Source organism: Lichenifustis flavocetrariae, from assembly GCF_026130545.1.
In the GTDB taxonomy this organism is placed as follows: domain Bacteria; phylum Pseudomonadota; class Alphaproteobacteria; order Rhizobiales; family Beijerinckiaceae; genus Lichenihabitans; species Lichenihabitans flavocetrariae.
This window is the reverse complement of the sequence record NZ_JAMOIM010000043.1, coordinates 1-18,732: the sequence shown is the minus strand read 5'-3', so window position 1 is coordinate 18,732 and position 18,732 is coordinate 1. Positions and strand designations below refer to the sequence as shown.

Below are 18,732 nucleotides of genomic sequence, written 5' to 3'. Positions count from 1 at the left end.
CGTTTCAGCCTTTTATGAAGCTGCCGAACGTTATCAGCCCATCATCGCGGGCCAGCCTTAAGCCGCTTCTGCGAGTGGTGGCAGGATCGCTTCGAGCGCGATCAGACTGATCATTCGCACCTCGACAGCCACAATGCCGCTGACGAAGTCCTTCGCGCTCTGCAACGCGACGTCTGGGAGAGGCTGGATCAGGTTTGGCGGGACGGTGAGGATCTCTGACACCCCTTCGACCAGCAGGCCGACGATTTGAGAACCGATTTCAACGACCAGAATCGCATGTCGCGATGAGGGTGTTGTGAGTTGCAAGCCCAGCCGTGCGCCGAAGTCGATGATGGGTAGGACAGACCCGCGGAGATTGATGACGCCGCATATGAAGTCCGGAGCATGCGCAACCGGGGTCGCCGGCGTCCACACCCGGATTTCCCGCACCACCATCACGTCCACACAAAATTCCTGGGCGTCGAATCGAAAGGTGATCAGCTCCCGGTGTTCTGTCTCTTTTGAAGCGTTCGACGTCATTAGACAATGCCCATTGTTGCAAGACCGAAGCAGCTCGCAATCCCGTTCACAAACCACCGGTTTCGCCTTCAGAACTCTTCCCATGCGCCACTGCCGCTTTCGAGCGGGGCGCCATTGACCACCTTGGTCTGGGACGTCGCAGCAGATTGTGGGTTGCTACGGCTCGCGATGCCTCTCGCTGCTCTCTTTGCAGGTCCAGCGTCGCGACTCGGCTTCATTCCCGTTGCGGTCGATCGAAAGGCGTGAGGTACAGCCTTCTGAAGCGCGCTCCGGATCGATGGTTCGCCTTCTGGTCGGCCGATCTGAAACTCTGCCAGCAGGCCTGATAGTCGCATCGCCTCTTGAGAGAGAGAATGGCTTGCCGCCGTGGTTTCCTCGACCATGGCTGCATTCTGCTGTGTCACCTGATCCATCTGATTGACCGCGATATTGACCTCAGCGAGCCCTGCTGACTGTTCCTTGGCGCCTGAGGCGATCTCGTCCATGACGCCGTTGATCTCGGTGACCTGGCCCAGGATGCGGTCGAGCGACTTGCCGGTCTCTGCGACCAGCTTGACCCCGGTGTCGACTTGCGTGGAGGATGCTGAGATCAGGCTTTTGATCTCCTTGGCGGCCTCGGCTGAGCGCTGGGCCAAGGCCCGCACTTCGGAGGCGACAACCGCAAAGCCGCGACCCGCATCGCCTGCGCGTGCCGCCTCGACGCCGGCATTGAGCGCCAGGAGATTGGTCTGGAAGGCGATCTCGTCGATCACACCGATGATCTGGCTGATCTGACGCGCGGAGGTTGCGATCGCGTCCATGGCTTCGACCGCCTGACGAACAACGATGGCGCTGGTCTTTGCATCACGGTCGGCCGCGCTCACGACATCACGGGCGTGAGTGGCCCCATCCGCTGACTTCTTGAGCGTTGCGGTGATCTGATCGAGCGCCGCTGCGGTTTCTTCAAGGCTTGCAGCCTGTTGCTCCGTTCGGTGAGACAGGTCGTCGGCTGCGGTCGAAATCTGAAGAGCCCCGGCATGAATGGCCGTCGTACCGTCGGCAATATGCAGGAGAGCCTGTTGCAGCTTGTCATGGGCGATATTGAAGTCGACCCGAAGCTTCTCGAAGGTTGGCGAAAAGGCCTTGTCGATGCGCTGATCGATCTTGTTATCCGCCAATCGGGCCAAGCCCGCACCGATCTCCGTGAGATCGGTGATATCATTGGCGAACTTTACCACCTTGGTGACCTTGCCGTTCATGTCGAAGATTGGATTGTAGGAGGCCTGGATCCAGACTTCCTTGCCGCCTTTGCCGATGCGTTTGAAGGAGGCGGAGATAGCCTCGCCACTGTTCAGCTTACGCCAGAACGCCTCGTAGTCGGGTGACTGCCCCTCGCTCGGCGCGACGAACATCCGATGGTGCTGACCCTTGATCTCGTCGAGCTGGTAGCCGAGCAGTGCCAGAAAATTCGCATTGGCGGTGATGATCTCACCGCCGGGGCTAAATTCGATGACGGCTTGCACACGAGAGATCGCGTTGAGCTTGCTTTCGAACTCGGCGTTCTTGAGTTTCTCGGCCGTAATATTGGTTGCGACCTTGACCACCTTGTTCACGACGCCCTTGGCGTTCATCACGGGGTTATAGGAGGCTTGGATCCAGACTTCGCGACCGCCTTTAGCGCTGCGTTTGTACTCGCACGCATGGAATTCGCCGCGAGCGAGCTTGCTCCAAAACGCCTTGTAGCCCCCGCCGTTCGCCTCGGCAGGATCGACAAAGATCCTGTGATGCTGACCTTTGATCTCGGCGAGATCGTAACCCAGGGTCTTACAAAAATTCTCGTTGGCGGTGAGGATGGTCCCACTAGGATCGAATTCGATGATGGCCAGCGAGCAGCCCAGAGCTTTGAGCACAGCTTTTTCGTCGGTGGCCCAAGCGGCGAGAGAAGCGAACACGAAAGACCTTTCTTCAAGCGAAGATCGCCTGAGACTGCAATCGACAGATCCCGATCCACGACAGGTAAAGCTGGGTCGAGCCTTTGATTTCGGAGCAAAAGGAGAAGCGTCGAAATGATCACGAGATTGTGAGCGCCGCGTCTTAAGATATCGTTTGAAAGTGCATCAAACCGCGTCCGGGAACACCGGTATTTTGAGGACGATTATTTAAGCGAACAGCGATTAGACCAGTAGCGTTCTGGCAGGCTATGATGACCTAGTCTTACTGCGTCATAAAATGAGATGATGGGGTGTGTTGGGTCGATTGCAGCACGGACATCCGGAGAGGCGCTGGACGAGGGCGAGGGTGAGCCGCCGCCGCATGGTCGTTATGGAGTTGGGCACGTGGCGCTCGGGCCGGACCGGGGGAGCCGCGGGGTCGGCGACCACTGGGAAGGTGAGGCATCGGGCCGCCCTTGGTGCGGGCTGAAGCTGAGGGGGGAATCATCCCGCGAAGGGCGGTCAAGAATCCATAGGCAGCGATGCAGAGGCTCGCATGATGGTGGTAGCCGCGCCACCCTCGACCCTCGTAGTGGCCCAATCCAAGGTCTTGCTTGAGGTCCTGATAGTCTCGTTCGATACGCCAGCGCATCTTGGTTGTCTGGACTAAGTCGTCGATCGATGTCTCTACGGGCATGGTCGAGAGCCAATACTTAATCGGATCGGCGTCACTGTTGGGCCATCCGCCCTGTGGGTTGGGGCGCTCAGAGATTTATGAGAATGATATCTCGTGGACCGCGCAAATCTGCACCCTCCCGTTGGTCGCTGTTTTGAGCCTGCAGCCGCAGCCATGAGACACAATCTGGCTGGCGATCGAGATGCGGTTTGGCAGTTTGCGGTGGTGACGCATGCGCCTGACCTCGACCTCGGTCAGACCGAGCTTGTGGTCCTCGCGCAGGGCGTTGCGGACGAAGGTGGGCATAGCACCGGTACAATCACCGAGTCGGTGATCAAGCGAGGAGTTTTCGCAGGCGCGCGATACCTCCCGGCAGGCCGCGAACGTTCAGGACTCGGCCGGTCGCATCGAAGTCCTCCGAAAGCACGCGCGCGTTCTCGTAAACATCGCCGAGGAAGCCCTGCTTGGCGTACGGCAACGTAAGCTGCTCCTCCACCATCGCCGACTCGAAGAAGGCGACGATTGTCTCGCGCAGCGCCGCCACGTCCTCGGCGGACTTCGCCGAGAGGAAGATCGCCTCGGGGTGCTTCGCCAGGAGCGCTGCGCGATCAACCTCGCCTACGCGGTCGATCTTGTTGAGGAGCAGGCGCGAGGAGACGACGTCCGCTCCGATCTCGCCCAGAACGGACCTTGTGACTTCGAGCTGCGCCTCATAGGTCGGATCGGAGGCGTCGACGACAAACAGCAAGAGCGACGCGTCGAGCGCTTCAGCCAAGGTCGACCGGAACGAGGCAACGAGGTCGTGTGGGAGCTTCTTGATGAAACCCACCGTGTCCGAGACGAGAACCCGCGGCGTCGTTTCCGGCCGCATCACCCGCACCGTCGTGTCGAGCGTCGCGAAGAGTTGGTCAGCGACCAAGACTTCGCTGCCCGTAAGAGCCCGCATGAGCGAGGACTTTCCGGCGTTGGTGTAGACGACCAGCGCAACTCGGAGCTGATCCCTGCGCGCGGACCGGCGCTGGTCGTCGCCTCGTTGAATTTCGTCCAGTTGCCCCTTCAGTTCCGCGCGGCGGTCCCGGATCTTGCGACGGTCGAGATCGATGTCGGACTCACCGGCGCCGACGCCGCGCTGCCGTCCAATGCCCGCCGAGGATTCCCGCAGGCGGGGAAAGACATATTGTAGCCTCGCCATCTCGACCTGAAGCCGCGCCTCGCGGCTGCGGGCGTGACGATGGAAGATTTCCACGATCACGCCAGTCCGATCAAGCACTTCCGCCCCGGTCGCTCGCTCCAGGTTGCGGGCCTGGCTCGGGGAGATCTCGTGGTCAACGACGACGAAATCCGCCCTCGGCAGCGCATCCGGCTCAGGCTCGATCTGAACAGAGGCCGGCTTGCCCTTGCCCTCCTCGAAGCGCTCGCGAGCCTTCGATTTTGGCGCGGTGGCCATGGTTCCGACCATGCCCGTACCGCCGGTGATGGCCGCGAGTTCGTGAAGCCGTCCCTTGCCGAGTACGGTGGCACTATCGAGGGCGTCGCGCTTCTGAGACAAGGTGCCTCCGACCTCGTAGCCGAGCGTCGTCACGAGACGGCCCAGTTCCTCGATGCTCGCGGCATGGGTCACGTCGTCGACGCCAGGAAGCTGGATCCCGACGAGGATCGCACGCAGGACAAGCGGTTTAGTTTCCATGTCTCACCCTAGCACGTGTGCCGCCTCAGCAAGGCGAGTAGAATGCCTTGAGCATTGACCGGTTTGCGTTCTGCGAACAGCGTTGAACGCCATCTTGACGAAGCCGTCCTGCCGCGGAGGGGAGCGAGTGGATGGGTGCCCCTCGTGAGGACGAGTTCCTGCCCGATGCCACGATACAGATTCCGTCTTTGACAACGGCAGCCGCAGGTCGGACGATCTGTCGAACCAGCAAGTCGGCCTTTTTCAATCTGTCCGCTCTCAGCCATTCACCGTCACGCTTGCAGCACGACCGCCGTAGAATGCAGCTTTGAAGGCGCTGCCCGGCGATCAATGACGTTTTCTAATTCACCTCTGCGAGGAAGCTTGGCGTCGGAAGCATTCCGATGAGTGCCTGCTTCGAAGACTGACGGGTCACTGCAGGTGTGCTGGAGGCTTCGACTTGGACCGCCGATGGGTTGCGCGTAACCTGCGCCGAGTATTCCCCTTGGATCGTCGTGTTCACCCGGGTCGTTGCGGTGAAGCCGTCCACCTGCGCCCGCCGCGACCGGCTGGTGACCGTCCACGTCAGATTGGGCGTGTTGGGAACATCCAATGGCATTACCGTCGGATACCCGTTCATGGTCGGTGTACGGCCGAACTGCTCGGACGAGAACTCCCAACCTTCCGGCGATTTCGCCGACCCATCGATGAGCCCGTAGAAGTTGTAAACAGTCATGAAGTCCGCGCTCGCCTTGTCGCCCGGTGTCAGTGTCTCGTCCGGCCCCAGTTTGATGGCGAAATAGAAAGTATGTGAGCCATCCTGATTTTTATGGATCTGAGAAACTAAGGTCTCAAAAGCGAAAGCAGGAGCGGCGGTGAGTGTTGCGGCCGCGACCAGAAAAGCTACTCCAATTTTCTTGAACAATGACATCTCCTATGCGGTGGCGCGAAGGCGTGTGAAATGTCACGCGGAGATAGAACGACAGTTTCAACATAAATTATCAATTTTTTTACTTGTTCTGATCAATTCATATCAATTTATATAGATCGGACTGTCGTCGCGTTTATGTTGGCATCTGAATCTTTTACGATGACTCCCGCTCGTTCTGTCCAGTATGCTATCGAGCCTTTGCAGTCAGCGAAGATCAATCAAGTTACCGTCTCGGCAAGCGAGAGATAGAGCGCAAACAGAAAGCCGGCGACGGTCGGCAGCACCACCAGAGACCCGCCTTCGTGGATAGCCTCCGGGATCATGGCGTGGGCGACCAGTGCAAGCACGGCACCCCCGGCAATGGCTTGACAGAAGACCGCAGCAAGCGAGTGCGGGTTGCCGATGAACAACTTGCCGGCGACTGCCGCCAGAAGCCCGGCAACCAGCACGGTTGACCACAGCCCAAAGATCTTCCTGGGCTTGTATCCCGCCCGCGCGAGTATCGCGGCGCTCGCTGCCGCTTCCGGTATGCCGCCGAAAAACATCCCCAGCATCAGGGTCAGCGAGAGGCTGGCGAAGCCGTGGAACTTCGCGCCTATGACCAGGCAGCCCGGAATGGTGTCGAGAATGTTTCCGAAGATGATCGCCATGCCGGCGCCATCACCCGTCTTGGTCAGCAGCTTGGCGACTTCGCCGCGGCTGAGGTTGTGCAGATTGCTTCGTGCCACCCTTGCCCATCTGCCGGGATTGGGGCCGCCCGTGGCAAGGTTCTTGATTGCCCGCTCGTGGCTGAGGCGTTGCGCGGCGCTCGCGAGCTGATGGTCCGCCTCGATCATGTCTTCGAAATCGTCGCGATCAATCCTGAGCAGATCCGTGGCGCCTTTTGCCCGCACAGTCGCAGTGCGCAAGCCTCCGCTCAGAAGCGCCATTTCGCCAAAGGCTTGCCCCGCTCCAAGGCTGGCCAGAGGGCTTCCCGTCTCCGAGGTTATCTCCACCGACCCATCAGCGACGATGAACAGAGCATCGCCCGGATCGCCAACATGAAACAACTCTTCGCCCGCTGGCAGCCGGACGGTTTTCACCGTGCGCAGGATTCCCTCGATCCCTTCAGCCGGGAGATGGCGAAGCAGATCGCAGGTGGAGAGCAGCTTGATCAGCGCCCGGCTGTTCTTCCTTTTCTGGCCGAGTGCATATTCTTCGAACCGGGTCGGAAAGCGAACGGCCGCTCCCCGCTTCTCGAGGTAGAGAGAGGCGAGGTAGTAGACAATCGCGCCGATTGCGAAGCCTCCGCCCACGAAGCCCCACGCTGAGCGGCTGGAAAAGTTCGCGTGCCGGAGCTCAACGGCGCCTCCGTACCCGAGGTCGATGGCAAGCGCACTGATTAACGCACCGGCGGCGAAAGCCAGGATGCACGCCAGCAGCCGCTTGGAGATCGGCAGGTAGAGACCGATCGCCGCCCCTGCCATTGACGATGAGGTGGTGCCCAGGCCGACAAGCGCGACAGCTAGCATTTCACCGATGCCGGTCATGCTTGTCGCCCCTCGTCATTGTCTGCATGGACTTAAACAAAAGAGAAGGCTTTGCCATGGTGATCCCGTTCAACCCGCTACTCGCGGACGAGCGCGTCTTGGGAGCGCCGGTGCGCCTCGCCACGCTGAGCTTCCACGAACACGCGGGTTACTTCCGGATGGTTGGCCTTGATCCGCTGCTTAACGCGCGAGACCGCGGCCTCGACCTCTGCGGCAGGGCAATCCTGCTGGAATTCAAGGCTCAGCGCAGCCAACACGTCGCGCGGGCCGAAATGCATGGTCAAGATGTCGTTGGGGCGGGCAACGGCGGCGGCTTCGCCGACGATCTGGCGAATGCCTCTGCGGACCTCGGGCGCAGCGGCCTCGCCGGTCATAAGCGACTGACATTCCCAAGCCAGGAAGGCCGCTGTTCCAGCCAAGATCAAGCCGATGATGAGCGAGGCGACCCCGTCGAGGACGGGCATGCCTAATGCCTGGCTGCACCAGATTCCTATGAGCGCCGTGACCAGGCCGAGAAGAGCCGCACTGTCCTCGAACAGTACGGTGAAGACGGTTGGGTCGTTGCTGAAGCGTACCGCCTCGATCCAGCCGCGGTCGCCTTTGACCTTTCTAAAAGCACGCACCGCGACAAGCCAGGTGACTCCCCCGAAAAGCAGACCGAGCGCGATGACGACGTAGCTGGCCCAGGGATGCTCGACCGGCTGCGGCGACCAGATCTTTCCGATCCCTTCGAGCGCGGGCACACCCGCGCCGATATCGAAGACCAGCACCGCCACGACGAAGGTCCAGAAGTAGAGCTGCAGACCATGTCCGAAGGGGTGAGTCACGCTGGCCGGTCGGGCAGCCCGATGCACCCCGAGCAGCATGAGGAGTTGATTGCCGCAATCCACGGCGGAATGCACCGCCTCGCTCAGCATGGCGGAACTCCCGGTGAAGCTGGCCGCGACACACTTCATGACGGTGACAAGGATGTTACCGGCCAGTGCAGCGTAAATAACGATCTTGGATGAAGACTCGGCCACAGGAGGTCCAAAAAGGCTTGGGCGCGGACGACGAAGGCCTGCTTGGCTAACTGGCTCTGTTGAAGTCCGAGCGACGCTTATCGTTCCAGTGTGAAACTGGTGAACGTCCCGGATCGGGAGATGATCTCGACGGGAAGCTCCATCGTTTGAATCTGGCGTTTGCGCCAGGACGTCCGCACATCCTGCTCCTGCTCACGGACGCTTTCTTTGGTACTGGCCGCGAGCACCAGCCGGGAACACTGCAATGTCGCTGCCGCCGCCAAAAGGGCGGAGTAGCCATCGGCCGCGGCAAGCCCGATCAACGAGATCGGCTTTCCCTCCTTCTCGGCAACAGCAACTGCGCGGGAGAACACACGGGTCTCCCAGGCATCGACAATCTTCTGTGCGGCTTGATCGTCCGGGACGTTGTCCCCCGGTCCGCTTTCACTTGCAGAAATCGCGACGACATCTGCTTCGCTGGGGTCGTGGTGGGCGAGAGCCTTTTGCAGGTGATCCAGTTGATCCGCGTCATGAACGGCGACAAGAATGGAACCGGGACGAACTCCGAGGGCTTCGGGCGACAGGTTCCTTCGGCACTCCAGGCGAAACCGGTCGAGGGTATTATCCGCCGTATTGCCTTCTTCGCCTCCGCGCTTGTGATAGTGCTCGGACACGGTGAACAGGACGAAAAAGACAACCGTGAACGCGACCCCGCCGACGGTGGCGGCTTCCTTGGTGAATAGGTTCAAGCCAGCGAGGATGAACAGCATCGTCGTGATGATGATCAGTCCTAGCGGCAGCTCGGTCGTGCCCAGCTTGATGTTGAGCGGAACACGCCAGCGCTCGGCGTCCGGCCGGGTGAAGCGCAAGACGGTGACCCCGAGCGCCTTCATGGCAAAGCTCCAAGCCACGCCGAACGCGTAGGCTTCGCCCAGAAGCGTCACGTCACCGCGACTGAGCACAACGGTTGCGATCTGCAGCGCCGCGACGATGGCGATGAGCCGGTGGCTTGTACCGTAGGTTTTATGTGGCTGACAAACCCAGTCCGGCAACACCCCATCCTCGGCGACGCGATTTAGGACTCCATTCGATCCGATGAGCGACGTGTTGACCGCGGCGGACAGGATCAGCACCCCGACGAGAACGACAAAGCACTGGAAGGCCAGCTTCAGCCAGTGCCGCCCGATTAGGACCATTGCGATTCCGCTGATAAGGTTGTCCTGGACTTGCTGCCGCTGATCGTCGGGGATCAGCATGACGGCGAAGAACGAGACGAGGGCCGTGAACACCAGGCTGTAGCCGAAGATGATCAGGCCCGTGCGAATGAGGTTCTTGCGTTTTGGCGCCTCGATCTCGCGATAGACCTGGGCCAGACTTTCTTCGCCGCTCATGGCCAGAAGCGAATGACCGAGGCCGATGCCGATCGCGATCACAGCGACGCCAGGAAAGGGCGTCCCCTTCAACCATCCCAGCGCATCGTCGCTGAATTTGAGGTTGGCCAGGGTCGGCGCCGGGACTGGCTGATAACCCTTCATCGCGATCGTCAGGAGGCACCAGGAGACCAGGATGACGACCATCACGGTCGTGATCTGCATGACCCTGAGAGCTCGGGTGCTCGAAAACGGAATGCCGACCGTGTTGGTCCACCAGAAATATGAAATCACCAAGATGGCGAAGGCGGCCGCTATCAAAGGCGGCGATAGGGGAAGCTGCGGCATTCCGAAAGCGCCGGCGAGTTGGTTGAGCAGGCTGGCGAGATAGAGCCCCGCGCTGACCGCGCTGATGGGGCCAGTCAGCACGTAGTCGAACATCAGGGCGCTGACGGAGAACTTCGCCGCCGTTCCGCCCATCGCCTCGCGAACGACCTTGTAGACTCCGCCTCGCGTGAACATGCTGCAGCTCTCGATATACACCGCACGCACGGCGTAGGAGAACAGCATGATGCCGAGCACAAACCACGGAGCGGCCTTGCCGACCTTCTGCTCGGCGATGCCGCCGACGTAATAGGCGGACGACCCGAGATCGCTCAGCACGATCGCGGACGCGCGCCAGAAGGAAACGAACGAAAGCATGATGGTCGCGGGAACGACAAACCGACCCAATGCGGGCGTTTCGCCCGGCTGCCGGAGGCGCAGGTCGCTCATGAGTTCACTCTAATCTCATCCGAAATTGGTCGGGCGCCTTCGGACGATCGCGATCCACTCTCTCCGCTTAGCAAGGGTCGCATCGTTCAATCGCTCAATTCAACCTCAGAATTGGCTTGGGGGCATATGTTCTCCATGAGCGTTGATCGGTTTTTTCATAAACATGTCGTAAATAGATGAGGGGTGTTAGGATCTGATGGCGCTGGGGGCGCGCGCAACGCGATTGAGCTCTCAACCTGGAGATCGTCGTCGGCGCCGCAAACTTCTCGGCCGAGCAGCCGCTGATGACGCAGGGAATGGTCCGGCGCTTCAATAGGTGAGTGTCATATCGCCAGCGTCGTTCCGACCGTTCAAGGCAAGCCTCGACTGGTGTCTTAACTCTCGGGTGTTACGCTCTTGGTTCGCACCATTCCACCGGTCATCGACGACGAGCCGACCGCCTCCACGTTCGGGGCGACCTATCGAGACGCTCGCTCCAACACGGCAGTCGTCACCGCCCGGAGCACGGTCCTTCGCGGAGGATCTCGCCAGTCCGAAAGGCTCGGCGTTCGTGAAAATCCTCCACCCGATCATGAGGGCAGAACGGTCTAGATCGAAAGCTCGAAAGGTTGCTGCCTTTGGCCGGGCATCGGCCGGGCTCGGTCTACGTCTTCGCCAATTCTGTACCATTGCCGGATGGCAAATGAATGTAAAGAAGGTCGCGCCCGAGGCCGCGTGGTAGGGGGCGTGTCGAATGAATCGCAGGTATAAAAGATGGCCAAAGGCTCGCGGCCAATGCCCCTGCCGGGTATTGTCGGCACTCAGGGCCCCGCCGTGGCCTGCGGTCGACGCCGAAGAGGCCGGTGCGCGGCTGGATCTGCTGGCCGTCGATCAGAGTGGTCAGATTTCAGCCATGGTTTTTCAATTAAAAGGCGGAGTCGCGCTTAAGTTGAGTTCCTTCGCGATTGCTGATGTTCCCGCGCGCCGCGCCGCGGCATGGCGGCGGCACAGAGGCGGGACCCGCTACTTCGCGGGTACCGTCGTTACGCGCATCCCGTCGGTCGCGAGCCGCGGAGGGTTGAGAATCAGTTCGTCTCCCTCCTTCAACCCTGCCTTGGCCTCCAGCTCGGCGCCATTGTCGACCAGCACGTCGAGGTGACGCAGCCGCAGCACGCCGTTGTCGAATACCGCCGCGCTGAGGCCATCCTTGTCGAAGATCACGGCCTCCGAAGGGACAAGTGCTACTGGCGTCGTGCGGGGCACGTCGAGGTGGACGATCCCAAACAGCCCTGCCGTCAGCGCGCCGTCATGATTGTCGAGGTCGACCTCGACGAGGAGCGTTCGGGTCCCGGATTGAAGCGCGCTCGCGTTGCGCGTAACCTTTCCATGGAACTCCCGCCCAGGCAGCTCGGGCACGGTGACGGTCGCGTCCTGGCCGTCCTTGACCCCAAAATAGTCTTCCTGCGGCACGTAAATCTGGACGCGCAGCACATCCGTGCTGGCGATCGAGAACATTTGGGTGCCCGTCTGATTGTTGGCCACGACGAGGTTGCCGACGTCGATGTCGCGGACCGTGATCACCCCGTCGAACGGCGCCATGACCTGCTCGTATCCCACAAGTTCAGTCAGCTGGCCAACGTTGGCCTTATCTGCCTTGATCGTGGCCTTCGCCACGTCGACATTGGCGTTGTTGGAAGCGAGGTTAGCGGAATCGGTGTCGCCCTGCTGCCGCGTGGCCCAGCCTTTCTCGACGAGATCGGCCGTGCGGCCTTCCGTGGCCCCAGCCAGCTTTCGATTGGCCATCGCCTGCGTATGAGAGTTGCTGGCTTGGTCCAGCTGCGCTTGGGCCTGGGCCAACTGCTTGTCGAGGTCTGGCGCCGCGATCACCGCCAGCACGTCACCTTGGCGGACCTTGCTGCCGATATCCACGGAGCGCGTCTTGATATAGCCGGTGGCTCTCGCGTAGATCGTCGCGGCATTGAAGGGCTGCATGTCTCCCGGAAGGTCGATGCGGCGCGAGCCGGGCAGCATCTTGACGGCCGCGATCCGCACCTGCGGCACCGCATCGTGCAACTGGCCGAGTGCCTCCTGCGCAGTCGCGTCGGTCAGCGCGTGACCTCTTACGCCCCAGGCCACCAGCCCGGCCACCAGGATCACCATGGCGACGCCGAGACTGACCGCAATCCGGAAACGGCCGCGCTCCTGCTGGGGATCCGGCCTATCCCCGTCGCCTGAAGATAGCTTAGCAGGCTTCTCAGGCGAAGAGCCAGGGTTTGGCCGCTGGTCCTGCCGTGCGTTTGCGACGTCGGTGTCCGGGGTCGGAACGTGCTCATTCATGCGGCTTGACCTTCTTGGGGGGTGCGAGCTGGCTCCGATGCCGTCGCGCGCTTGACGCCGCCGAAGACGGAGTAGAGGTACGGCACAAAGAGCAGCGTCGCGATCGTGCCGACCAGCATGCCGCCGATCACGGCCCGGGCCAGCACCGCGTTTTGCTCCTCGCCGGGACCGCCGATCGCCATCGGCAGCATCCCGACCATCATCGCGGCCGCCGTCATCAGCACGGGACGCAGCCGGGTGATCCCGGCCGCCTGCGCCGCTTCGGCGGCGGACATGCCCTTCTCGCGCTGCTCGCGCGCGAAGGTGACCAGCAGGATCGAGTTCGCCGAGGCCACGCCGACCGACATGATCGCGCCCATCAGCGACGGCACGCTGAAAGTCGTGCCTGTGACGTAGAGCATCAGGATGATGCCACACCCGGCGCCGGGGAGCGCCAGCACCACCGCGAGCGGATCGACGAAACTCTGGTAGTTGACGACCATCAGCATGTAGACGAACACCGCGGCGAAGAGCAGCCCCAGGGTCAGGTTCGCGAAGGCGCCGTTCATGCTCTGGATCTGACCGGCGACCACGGTCTGATTGCCGCCCTGCATCTTCGCCTGGACCTCGTCGACCACCTTCTTGATGTCCTTCGAAACGGCCCCGAGGTCGCGATCCTGCACGCTGCCGTAGACGTCGTAGACCGACTGGATGTTGGTCTGGTTGAAGACCGACTGGACGGCCACCCGCTTGAAGCTGGCGACGTTGCCGAACAGGCCGGGGATGGGCGCGGTGCTTCCAATCGCACTGGTGACCGGGGTCTCGTTGACGTCGTTGACGTTCCGGATGCGGTACTCGGGGGTCTGCACGGCGAGGAAATAGGGAATGCCGTTCTTGGGATCGGTCCAGAAGTTCGGGGTGACCTGCTTGGACGAACTCAGGCTGATGTTGAGGTTGTTGGTCACCTGGCCCACCGTTAGCCCAAGTTCCTGCGCACGCGTACGGTCGACCGTGTAGAAGAGCTGCGGCGCATCCAGCTCCTGCTGGACATGGACGTCGACGAGGCCGGGGATCGCGGCGAGCCGGCGATTGATCTCTGCCGCCGCCTTCTGGTTGCCGGGCCGATCCCTGCCGACGACGCGGACGTCGACCTGCGACGCCACGCCGAAGTTCAGGATCTGCGTCACCTGATCGGCCGGCTGAAAGTAGAACAACATCTCGGGGAAGGCGATCGGCAGCTCGCGGCGCAAGGCGCTGACGTAGGTCGCCGTTTCGCGGTGACCCTCGTTGAGCTGAAGCATGATCTCGCCGTCGTTCACGCCGATGGTCGTGCCGTCCCCGAAGGCCATGTTGTAGACGATGGCGGGCAAGCCGATATCGTCCAGCACCAGGCCGAGATCCTTGGCCGGGATGATCTCGCGGATGCGGTCCTCGATCGCGGCGAAGTCCTTGCTGGTCCGCTCGATGCGGGTCCGCGCCGGCGCCCGGACGTGGAGCTGGATCAGACCGGCATCGACAGGCGGAAAGAAGTCCGAGCCAACCCGAAGGCTCAAGACTCCGGCGAAGCCGACCAGCACCAAAGCCACGATTGGCGTGACGATGCGGCGGCGCAGGATCGTGGCGAGCAGGTAGCCGTAGAAACCCCGGAAGCGGTCGAAGCCGCGATTGAAGACGGCATGCCATCGTGCGAACCAGCCCGGCGCCTTGCCCCCGTCAGGACCCGTGTACTGCGAACGCTCCATCAGCTGGATGACGATTGGCGTGAGCGTGCGGGAAAGGCCGTAGGAGGTCAGCATGGCGAACACCACGGCCATGGCCATCGGCGTGAACAGGTAACGGGCGGCGCCTTGCAGGAAGAAGACCGCGACGAACACGCAGCAGATCGCCAGAGTCGAGATCAGGGTCGGGATCGCGATGGTGGCGGATCCTTCCAGCACCGCCTCGTCGAAGGGGACCTTGTCGTCGAGAAGCCTGTGCGTGTTCTCGATCGTCACTGTAGAATCGTCCACCAGGATGCCGACCGCCAGGGCGAGGCCCCCCAGCGTCATGGTGTTGAGGGTCTGCCCTAAGGCCGAGAGCACGGCGATCGAGGTGAGGATCGATAGCGGGATGGAGACCATCACGACAACGGTGGAGCGCCAGGAGCCGAGGAAGACCAGGATCATCAGCGCGGCCAAGCCGGCGGCGATCGCGCCCTCGCGCAGCACGCCCGTGATGGCGTTCTTCACGAAGATCGACTGGTCGAACAGCAGGCTGACTTTCATGCCCTCCGGCGCAGCCTTCTGGATCGCCGGGATGGCCGCCTTGACGGCATTGACGACGGACAGGGTCGAGGCGTCACCATTCTTGATGATGGTCAGCAGCACAGAAGCGTGGCCGTTATCGTGCACAACGTTCTGCTGCACCGCCCAACCGTCGCGCACATGCGCCACGTCGCTCAACAGGACGGTTACGCCACCCACCTGGCGTATTGGAACCTCGTTCAGCGACTCGATCGATTTCGCGGAGGAGTTGAGGCTGACGATCATCTGCTTGTCGCCCATCTTGGCGTCGCCGGAGGGCAGCGTCAGGCTCTGGGCGTTGACTGCGTTGACGACGTCGGTCGGGGCCACGCCCTTGGCCCGCATGGCGTCGGGATCGAGGTCGACCATGATCTGGCGATACTGTCCGCCATAGGGGGTCGGGAGAGTCAGGCCGGGGATCGGCGCCAAGGCCTGACGGATCTGGTAGAGGCCGTAATCGTAGAGCTGCTGCTGGTTGAGCTTGTCGGACGTCAGGCTGATCTGGAGGACGGGCACGCTGGACGCATTGTACTGGACGATAATCGGAGGTTCGATGCCGGTTGGCATCAGGGCGCGGATCGCGTTGGTTGCCGACACGATCTGGCTGATCGCCAGGCTCACGTTCACGTTGGGTTGGAAGTAGACCCTCTCGACTGATAGTCCCTCCAGTGTCTGGCTTTCGATATTCTTGATGTCGCTGACGTTCGAACTCATCGAATATTCGCTGTAGGTGCTGACCCGCTGCTCCATTTCCTCCGGCGTCAGCCCGGTGTACTGCCAGATGACGGTGACGACCGGAACGTCGATGACTGGAAAGATGTCTTTCGGCGTGACGATGATGGCACTTACGCCCAAGAACACCATCAGCGCTGCGAGGACATATAACGTATAGGGATACCGTAGGGCGAATTTGACAAGACTCATGTAGTCTCCCGGCGCCTTATCATGCGCGTACTAAAGCCGCCGCCTATCGGTCGGCAACAAAGCGCCGAGTGTTCCGAACTATTTTGGAAATTAGAAACGCGTGCGAGAACTTCTATGCTGAGCGAAAATAGTCGTCCATCTGTCTTGAAGGAAGCTCTACTGGCTAAACATTAGCTTTGCGCCGATTGACATTGATATAAGTTTCACCAGACACCCGAACCACTAAATGGCAAGTGCTCCGACTGGAAACGCATGCCATCGTCTTTGGCTGCCTTGCAAATGCGCATAGGCGCTATTGACGTTTAGTCCACATGCCCTGGTAGGCCGATCGGCTCGCGCATCATCCTCTGACAACGGCTAAGCGACCGGCCGGCCCACCCGCAGCTGCACCATCGTGTCGACGATCGGCCGACGCCGCACCTTGCCGGCGTCGCCTGCAAGGACGGAGATCGCGACGTCCGCCCCGCTGCCCTCGATGCGGATCTCGAAGGTCTCCGCACCAATGCGCAGATCCTTCAGCGTCAGGTCGGGCAGCCACGACGGCAGCCAGGGGTCGCGGTACAGCAACCCGTCCTCAGCCCGCGTTTGAAACCCGACGATCGCCTGCAGGAGGAAAAAGACGCTGCCGGCAGCCCAGGCCTGGGGCACGTTCGCCCCCGCGTATTGGACCGGGAAGTTGGCGCCGTTCCGTACCCATCCGCCGTGGGCCGCCTTGTGAGCTGATGGTTTCGGCAGGACACTGTGAGTATGGCTATCCATACGTAATTACCCAGTGCGCCGGGAGACTGGCGAGGAATAGATGGTGAAAGTCCGTCACGATGAAGCATTAGCGAACCGCATCGGCCCCGAGCCGTGCGCAGGCGTCCGCGAGGTCGTCGGCGAAGCGTCGGCAGGGGAGCGTACAGGCCAGCCATTGAGCCGCGAAAGTTACATATCCCGGGCGCCGACGGCGTTGAGTAGTCGGAAGGCGAGACGGACAGGCGCGTCAACGCGAGCGCCTGGCTGGCCCGGCGTGGTCGAATACCCTGGCATGTGCGGACGTTCCTTGTACGGGAACCGGGAGATCTCCCGATCGGCCGACGACCGTTCTGGTCGGTCAGTCCGTGGCGAGAAGGCGAGGAGCCGTAGCCGCCAATGAACGATCGGGAGAAGGCTGATCCCGGCATAGTAGCTGCGAAGCCGACGAACAAACCCGGGCAACCGGAGGCGGAGCCGGCGGAGCCAAGGCCGGGAACCAAGGGGAACGCAAACTGGCAAAGCACGCACCGGACCCAGGGCCGGGCTCGCGTGACACAGGCGCTGGGGCGCGTACGGCAAGCAGCGAGGCAAGGGAAGACGGAGCGGTTCTAGCCGATACACAGCCTCCACCAGCGCCTCGCGCGTCGCAAAATGGCGGTAAAGCGTGCCGATGCCGACCCCGGCCGCCTTGGCAATCATGTCCAGAGTCACCAGCCCGCCGAGGCGGGAGAACAGCGCGTCGGCCTCGGCCACAAGCCGCTCGCGGTTCTTGAGCGCATCGACTCTACGAGGCCCGGCAGTTGACAATTGGGGATGTCTCTTCACCTCAGGGAACAGCCGGAGCCTCCTCCGGTTTCACTCCCATCACAGGAGCAAGTCCAATGACCTCACCGACTCCGTTAGCAGCTGCGCGCGCAGGTACCTATAAGCTGGGTGAGCGATCTGTCGCGCGGATGGGCTACGGCGCGATGCAGTTACGCAAGCTCGCGTCCGAACCGGCGAAGGCCACGTCTCTGCTTGAGCGCGCCGTCGCGTTGGGTGTCGACCATTTCGACACCGCGCAGTTCTACGGCGACGGCGCGATCAATGCCCTGATCGGGCGCGTGGCTCGATCGAATGTGGGTGTCACCGTCGCGAGCAAGATTGGGGCCGATCCCAACCCCGGCGGCAAGGTGCCGATGCGGCCCGCGCAGAGACCTGAGCAGCTGCGAGCCAGCGTCGAGGACAATCTGCGCAGCCTCGGGCTGGACCATATCCCGGTGGTGAACCTGCGGCGGCTCGACGTTGGACCCGGCCTGCGCGCGGAGGGCGATCAGGTGGTCGATGTCGACGACCAGCTCGCGGCGATGATCGCGCTTCGCAGCGAGGGCAAGATTGGCGCGATCGGGCTCAGTGCGGTGAGCCTGGCGACTGTCCAGCGGGCGATCCCGGCCCGCATCGCCTGCGTCCAGAACGCCTACAGCCTGGTGAACCAGGAATTCGAGGACGTGCTGGCGCTATGTCGCCGCGAGAATATCGCCTGGGTCCCCTTCTTCCCGCTTGGCGGAGCGTATCCAGGGATGCCCAAGGTGGTCGAACAGCCCGAGATCGTCGCGATCGCCGGAGAGCTCGGAGTCACGCCCACCCAACTCGGGCTGATCTGGCTGCTGGCTCACGCGCCCAACATCCTTCTCATCCCCGGCACCGCCGACCGCGGGCACCTGGAGGAGAACATCGCAGCGGCCGCGATGGACCTTCCCCCTGACGTACTTGCTAAACTCGACGCCTTTGATCCGCCCCCGCCAGGCGACATTGCCGTTTAGCGGAGTCGATCTGCGCAAACGCAACAGGTGCCGTCGCGAAGTTGGTTGGAATTGCTTTTTGGCGCGATCTCCAGCGTGACGAGGCTTATCCGATCATGCGGCGAGGTCAATGAGCTGATCGAATGGCTTTTCGGCGAGGGTTTTCGAGCCGTCGACCTTCCGCATGGTGATCTGTCCTGACGCCATCAATGCTCAGAACAACATGGCGGCGGTCTCGGCGGCCGGCAGCACGGTTTGCGTCTTGATCCGTCGCTTGAACTCCTCATGCAGCCGTTCGATCGCATTCGAGGTGCGGATCGACTTCCACTGGCTTTG

The 18,732-nt window shown here is 61.7% G+C and carries 11 protein-coding genes and 3 pseudogenes; 1 reads left to right on the top strand and 13 read right to left on the bottom strand.

The features are described from left to right. Positions 1-57: 57 nt before the first annotated feature. The 12 genes and pseudogenes from M8523_RS30325 to M8523_RS36920 all read right to left on the bottom strand — a co-directional run. Positions 58-519: a chemotaxis protein CheW gene (locus M8523_RS30325; RefSeq protein ID WP_282588585.1), complete on the bottom strand. Its 462-nt coding sequence runs from the start codon at positions 517-519 to the stop codon at positions 58-60. 68 nt (positions 520-587) lie between these two features. Beyond that, positions 588-2,450, bottom strand: a complete 1,863-nt coding sequence (locus M8523_RS30320) for a methyl-accepting chemotaxis protein (RefSeq protein ID WP_282588584.1) — start codon at positions 2,448-2,450, stop codon at positions 588-590. A gap of 262 nt (positions 2,451-2,712) precedes the next feature. Next, positions 2,713-3,171 (bottom strand): annotated as a pseudogene (locus tag M8523_RS30315) (IS701 family transposase); the annotation flags it as partial. 268 nt (positions 3,172-3,439) lie between these two features. Continuing rightward, the gene (hflX, locus tag M8523_RS30310) at positions 3,440-4,792 is read right to left on the bottom strand and encodes a GTPase HflX (RefSeq protein WP_282588583.1); all 1,353 of its coding nucleotides are present in this window, start codon (positions 4,790-4,792) and stop codon (positions 3,440-3,442) included. Between the two features lie 340 nt (positions 4,793-5,132). Beyond that, the gene (locus tag M8523_RS30305) at positions 5,133-5,696 is read right to left on the bottom strand and encodes a hypothetical protein (protein WP_282588582.1); all 564 of its coding nucleotides are present in this window, start codon (positions 5,694-5,696) and stop codon (positions 5,133-5,135) included. A 224-nt stretch (positions 5,697-5,920) separates the two neighbouring features. Continuing rightward, positions 5,921-7,231 (bottom strand): cyclic nucleotide-binding domain-containing protein, encoded by a 1,311-nt coding sequence (locus M8523_RS30300; RefSeq protein WP_282588581.1) that lies wholly within the window; start codon positions 7,229-7,231, stop codon positions 5,921-5,923. A gap of 77 nt (positions 7,232-7,308) precedes the next feature. After that, positions 7,309-8,253, bottom strand: a complete 945-nt coding sequence (locus tag M8523_RS30295) for a cation diffusion facilitator family transporter (protein ID WP_282588580.1) — start codon at positions 8,251-8,253, stop codon at positions 7,309-7,311. 77 nt (positions 8,254-8,330) lie between these two features. After that, on the bottom strand, positions 8,331-10,376 hold the full coding sequence (locus M8523_RS30290) for an APC family permease (protein ID WP_282588579.1): 2,046 nt from the start codon (positions 10,374-10,376) through the stop codon (positions 8,331-8,333). Positions 10,377-11,378: 1,002 nt separating this feature from the next. Next, entirely contained in the window at positions 11,379-12,692 is a 1,314-nt protein-coding gene (locus M8523_RS30285; RefSeq protein ID WP_282588578.1) for an efflux RND transporter periplasmic adaptor subunit, read from the bottom strand. Then, complete coding sequence (locus tag M8523_RS30280) at positions 12,689-15,877, bottom strand: efflux RND transporter permease subunit (RefSeq protein WP_282588577.1); 3,189 nt, start codon at positions 15,875-15,877, stop codon at positions 12,689-12,691. The genes M8523_RS30285 and M8523_RS30280 overlap by 4 nt, the downstream gene beginning before the upstream one ends. 357 nt (positions 15,878-16,234) lie before the next feature. Beyond that, a complete protein-coding gene (locus tag M8523_RS30275) occupies positions 16,235-16,636 on the bottom strand; it encodes a hypothetical protein (RefSeq protein ID WP_282588576.1) in 402 nt (133 codons plus the stop codon). A gap of 585 nt (positions 16,637-17,221) precedes the next feature. Further along, positions 17,222-17,440: pseudogene (locus M8523_RS36920) on the bottom strand (helix-turn-helix domain-containing protein); the annotation flags it as partial. 56 nt (positions 17,441-17,496) lie between these two features. On the opposite strand from M8523_RS36920, the gene M8523_RS30265 reads away from it, so the two are divergent. Next, complete coding sequence (locus M8523_RS30265) at positions 17,497-18,417, top strand: aldo/keto reductase (protein ID WP_282588575.1); 921 nt, start codon at positions 17,497-17,499, stop codon at positions 18,415-18,417. A 93-nt stretch (positions 18,418-18,510) separates the two neighbouring features. On the opposite strand, the pseudogene M8523_RS30260 reads toward M8523_RS30265, so the two are convergent. Next, positions 18,511-18,732: pseudogene (locus tag M8523_RS30260) on the bottom strand (transposase); the annotation flags it as partial.

What these genes read in the sequence shown, in the direction of transcription:
- M8523_RS30325 (WP_282588585.1), bottom strand. Translation starts at nt 519, where the DNA reads ATGACGTCGAACGCTTCAAAAGAGACAGAACACCGGGAGCTGATCACC.
- hflX (WP_282588583.1), bottom strand. Translation starts at nt 4,792, where the DNA reads ATGGAAACTAAACCGCTTGTCCTGCGTGCGATCCTCGTCGGGATCCAG.
- M8523_RS30300 (WP_282588581.1), bottom strand. Translation starts at nt 7,231, where the DNA reads ATGACCGGCATCGGTGAAATGCTAGCTGTCGCGCTTGTCGGCCTGGGC.
- M8523_RS30290 (WP_282588579.1), bottom strand. Translation starts at nt 10,376, where the DNA reads ATGAGCGACCTGCGCCTCCGGCAGCCGGGCGAAACGCCCGCATTGGGT.
- M8523_RS30285 (WP_282588578.1), bottom strand. Translation starts at nt 12,692, where the DNA reads ATGAATGAGCACGTTCCGACCCCGGACACCGACGTCGCAAACGCACGG.
- M8523_RS30280 (WP_282588577.1), bottom strand. Translation starts at nt 15,877, where the DNA reads ATGAGTCTTGTCAAATTCGCCCTACGGTATCCCTATACGTTATATGTC.
- M8523_RS30275 (WP_282588576.1), bottom strand. Translation starts at nt 16,636, where the DNA reads ATGGATAGCCATACTCACAGTGTCCTGCCGAAACCATCAGCTCACAAG.
- M8523_RS30265 (WP_282588575.1), top strand. Translation starts at nt 17,497, where the DNA reads ATGACCTCACCGACTCCGTTAGCAGCTGCGCGCGCAGGTACCTATAAG.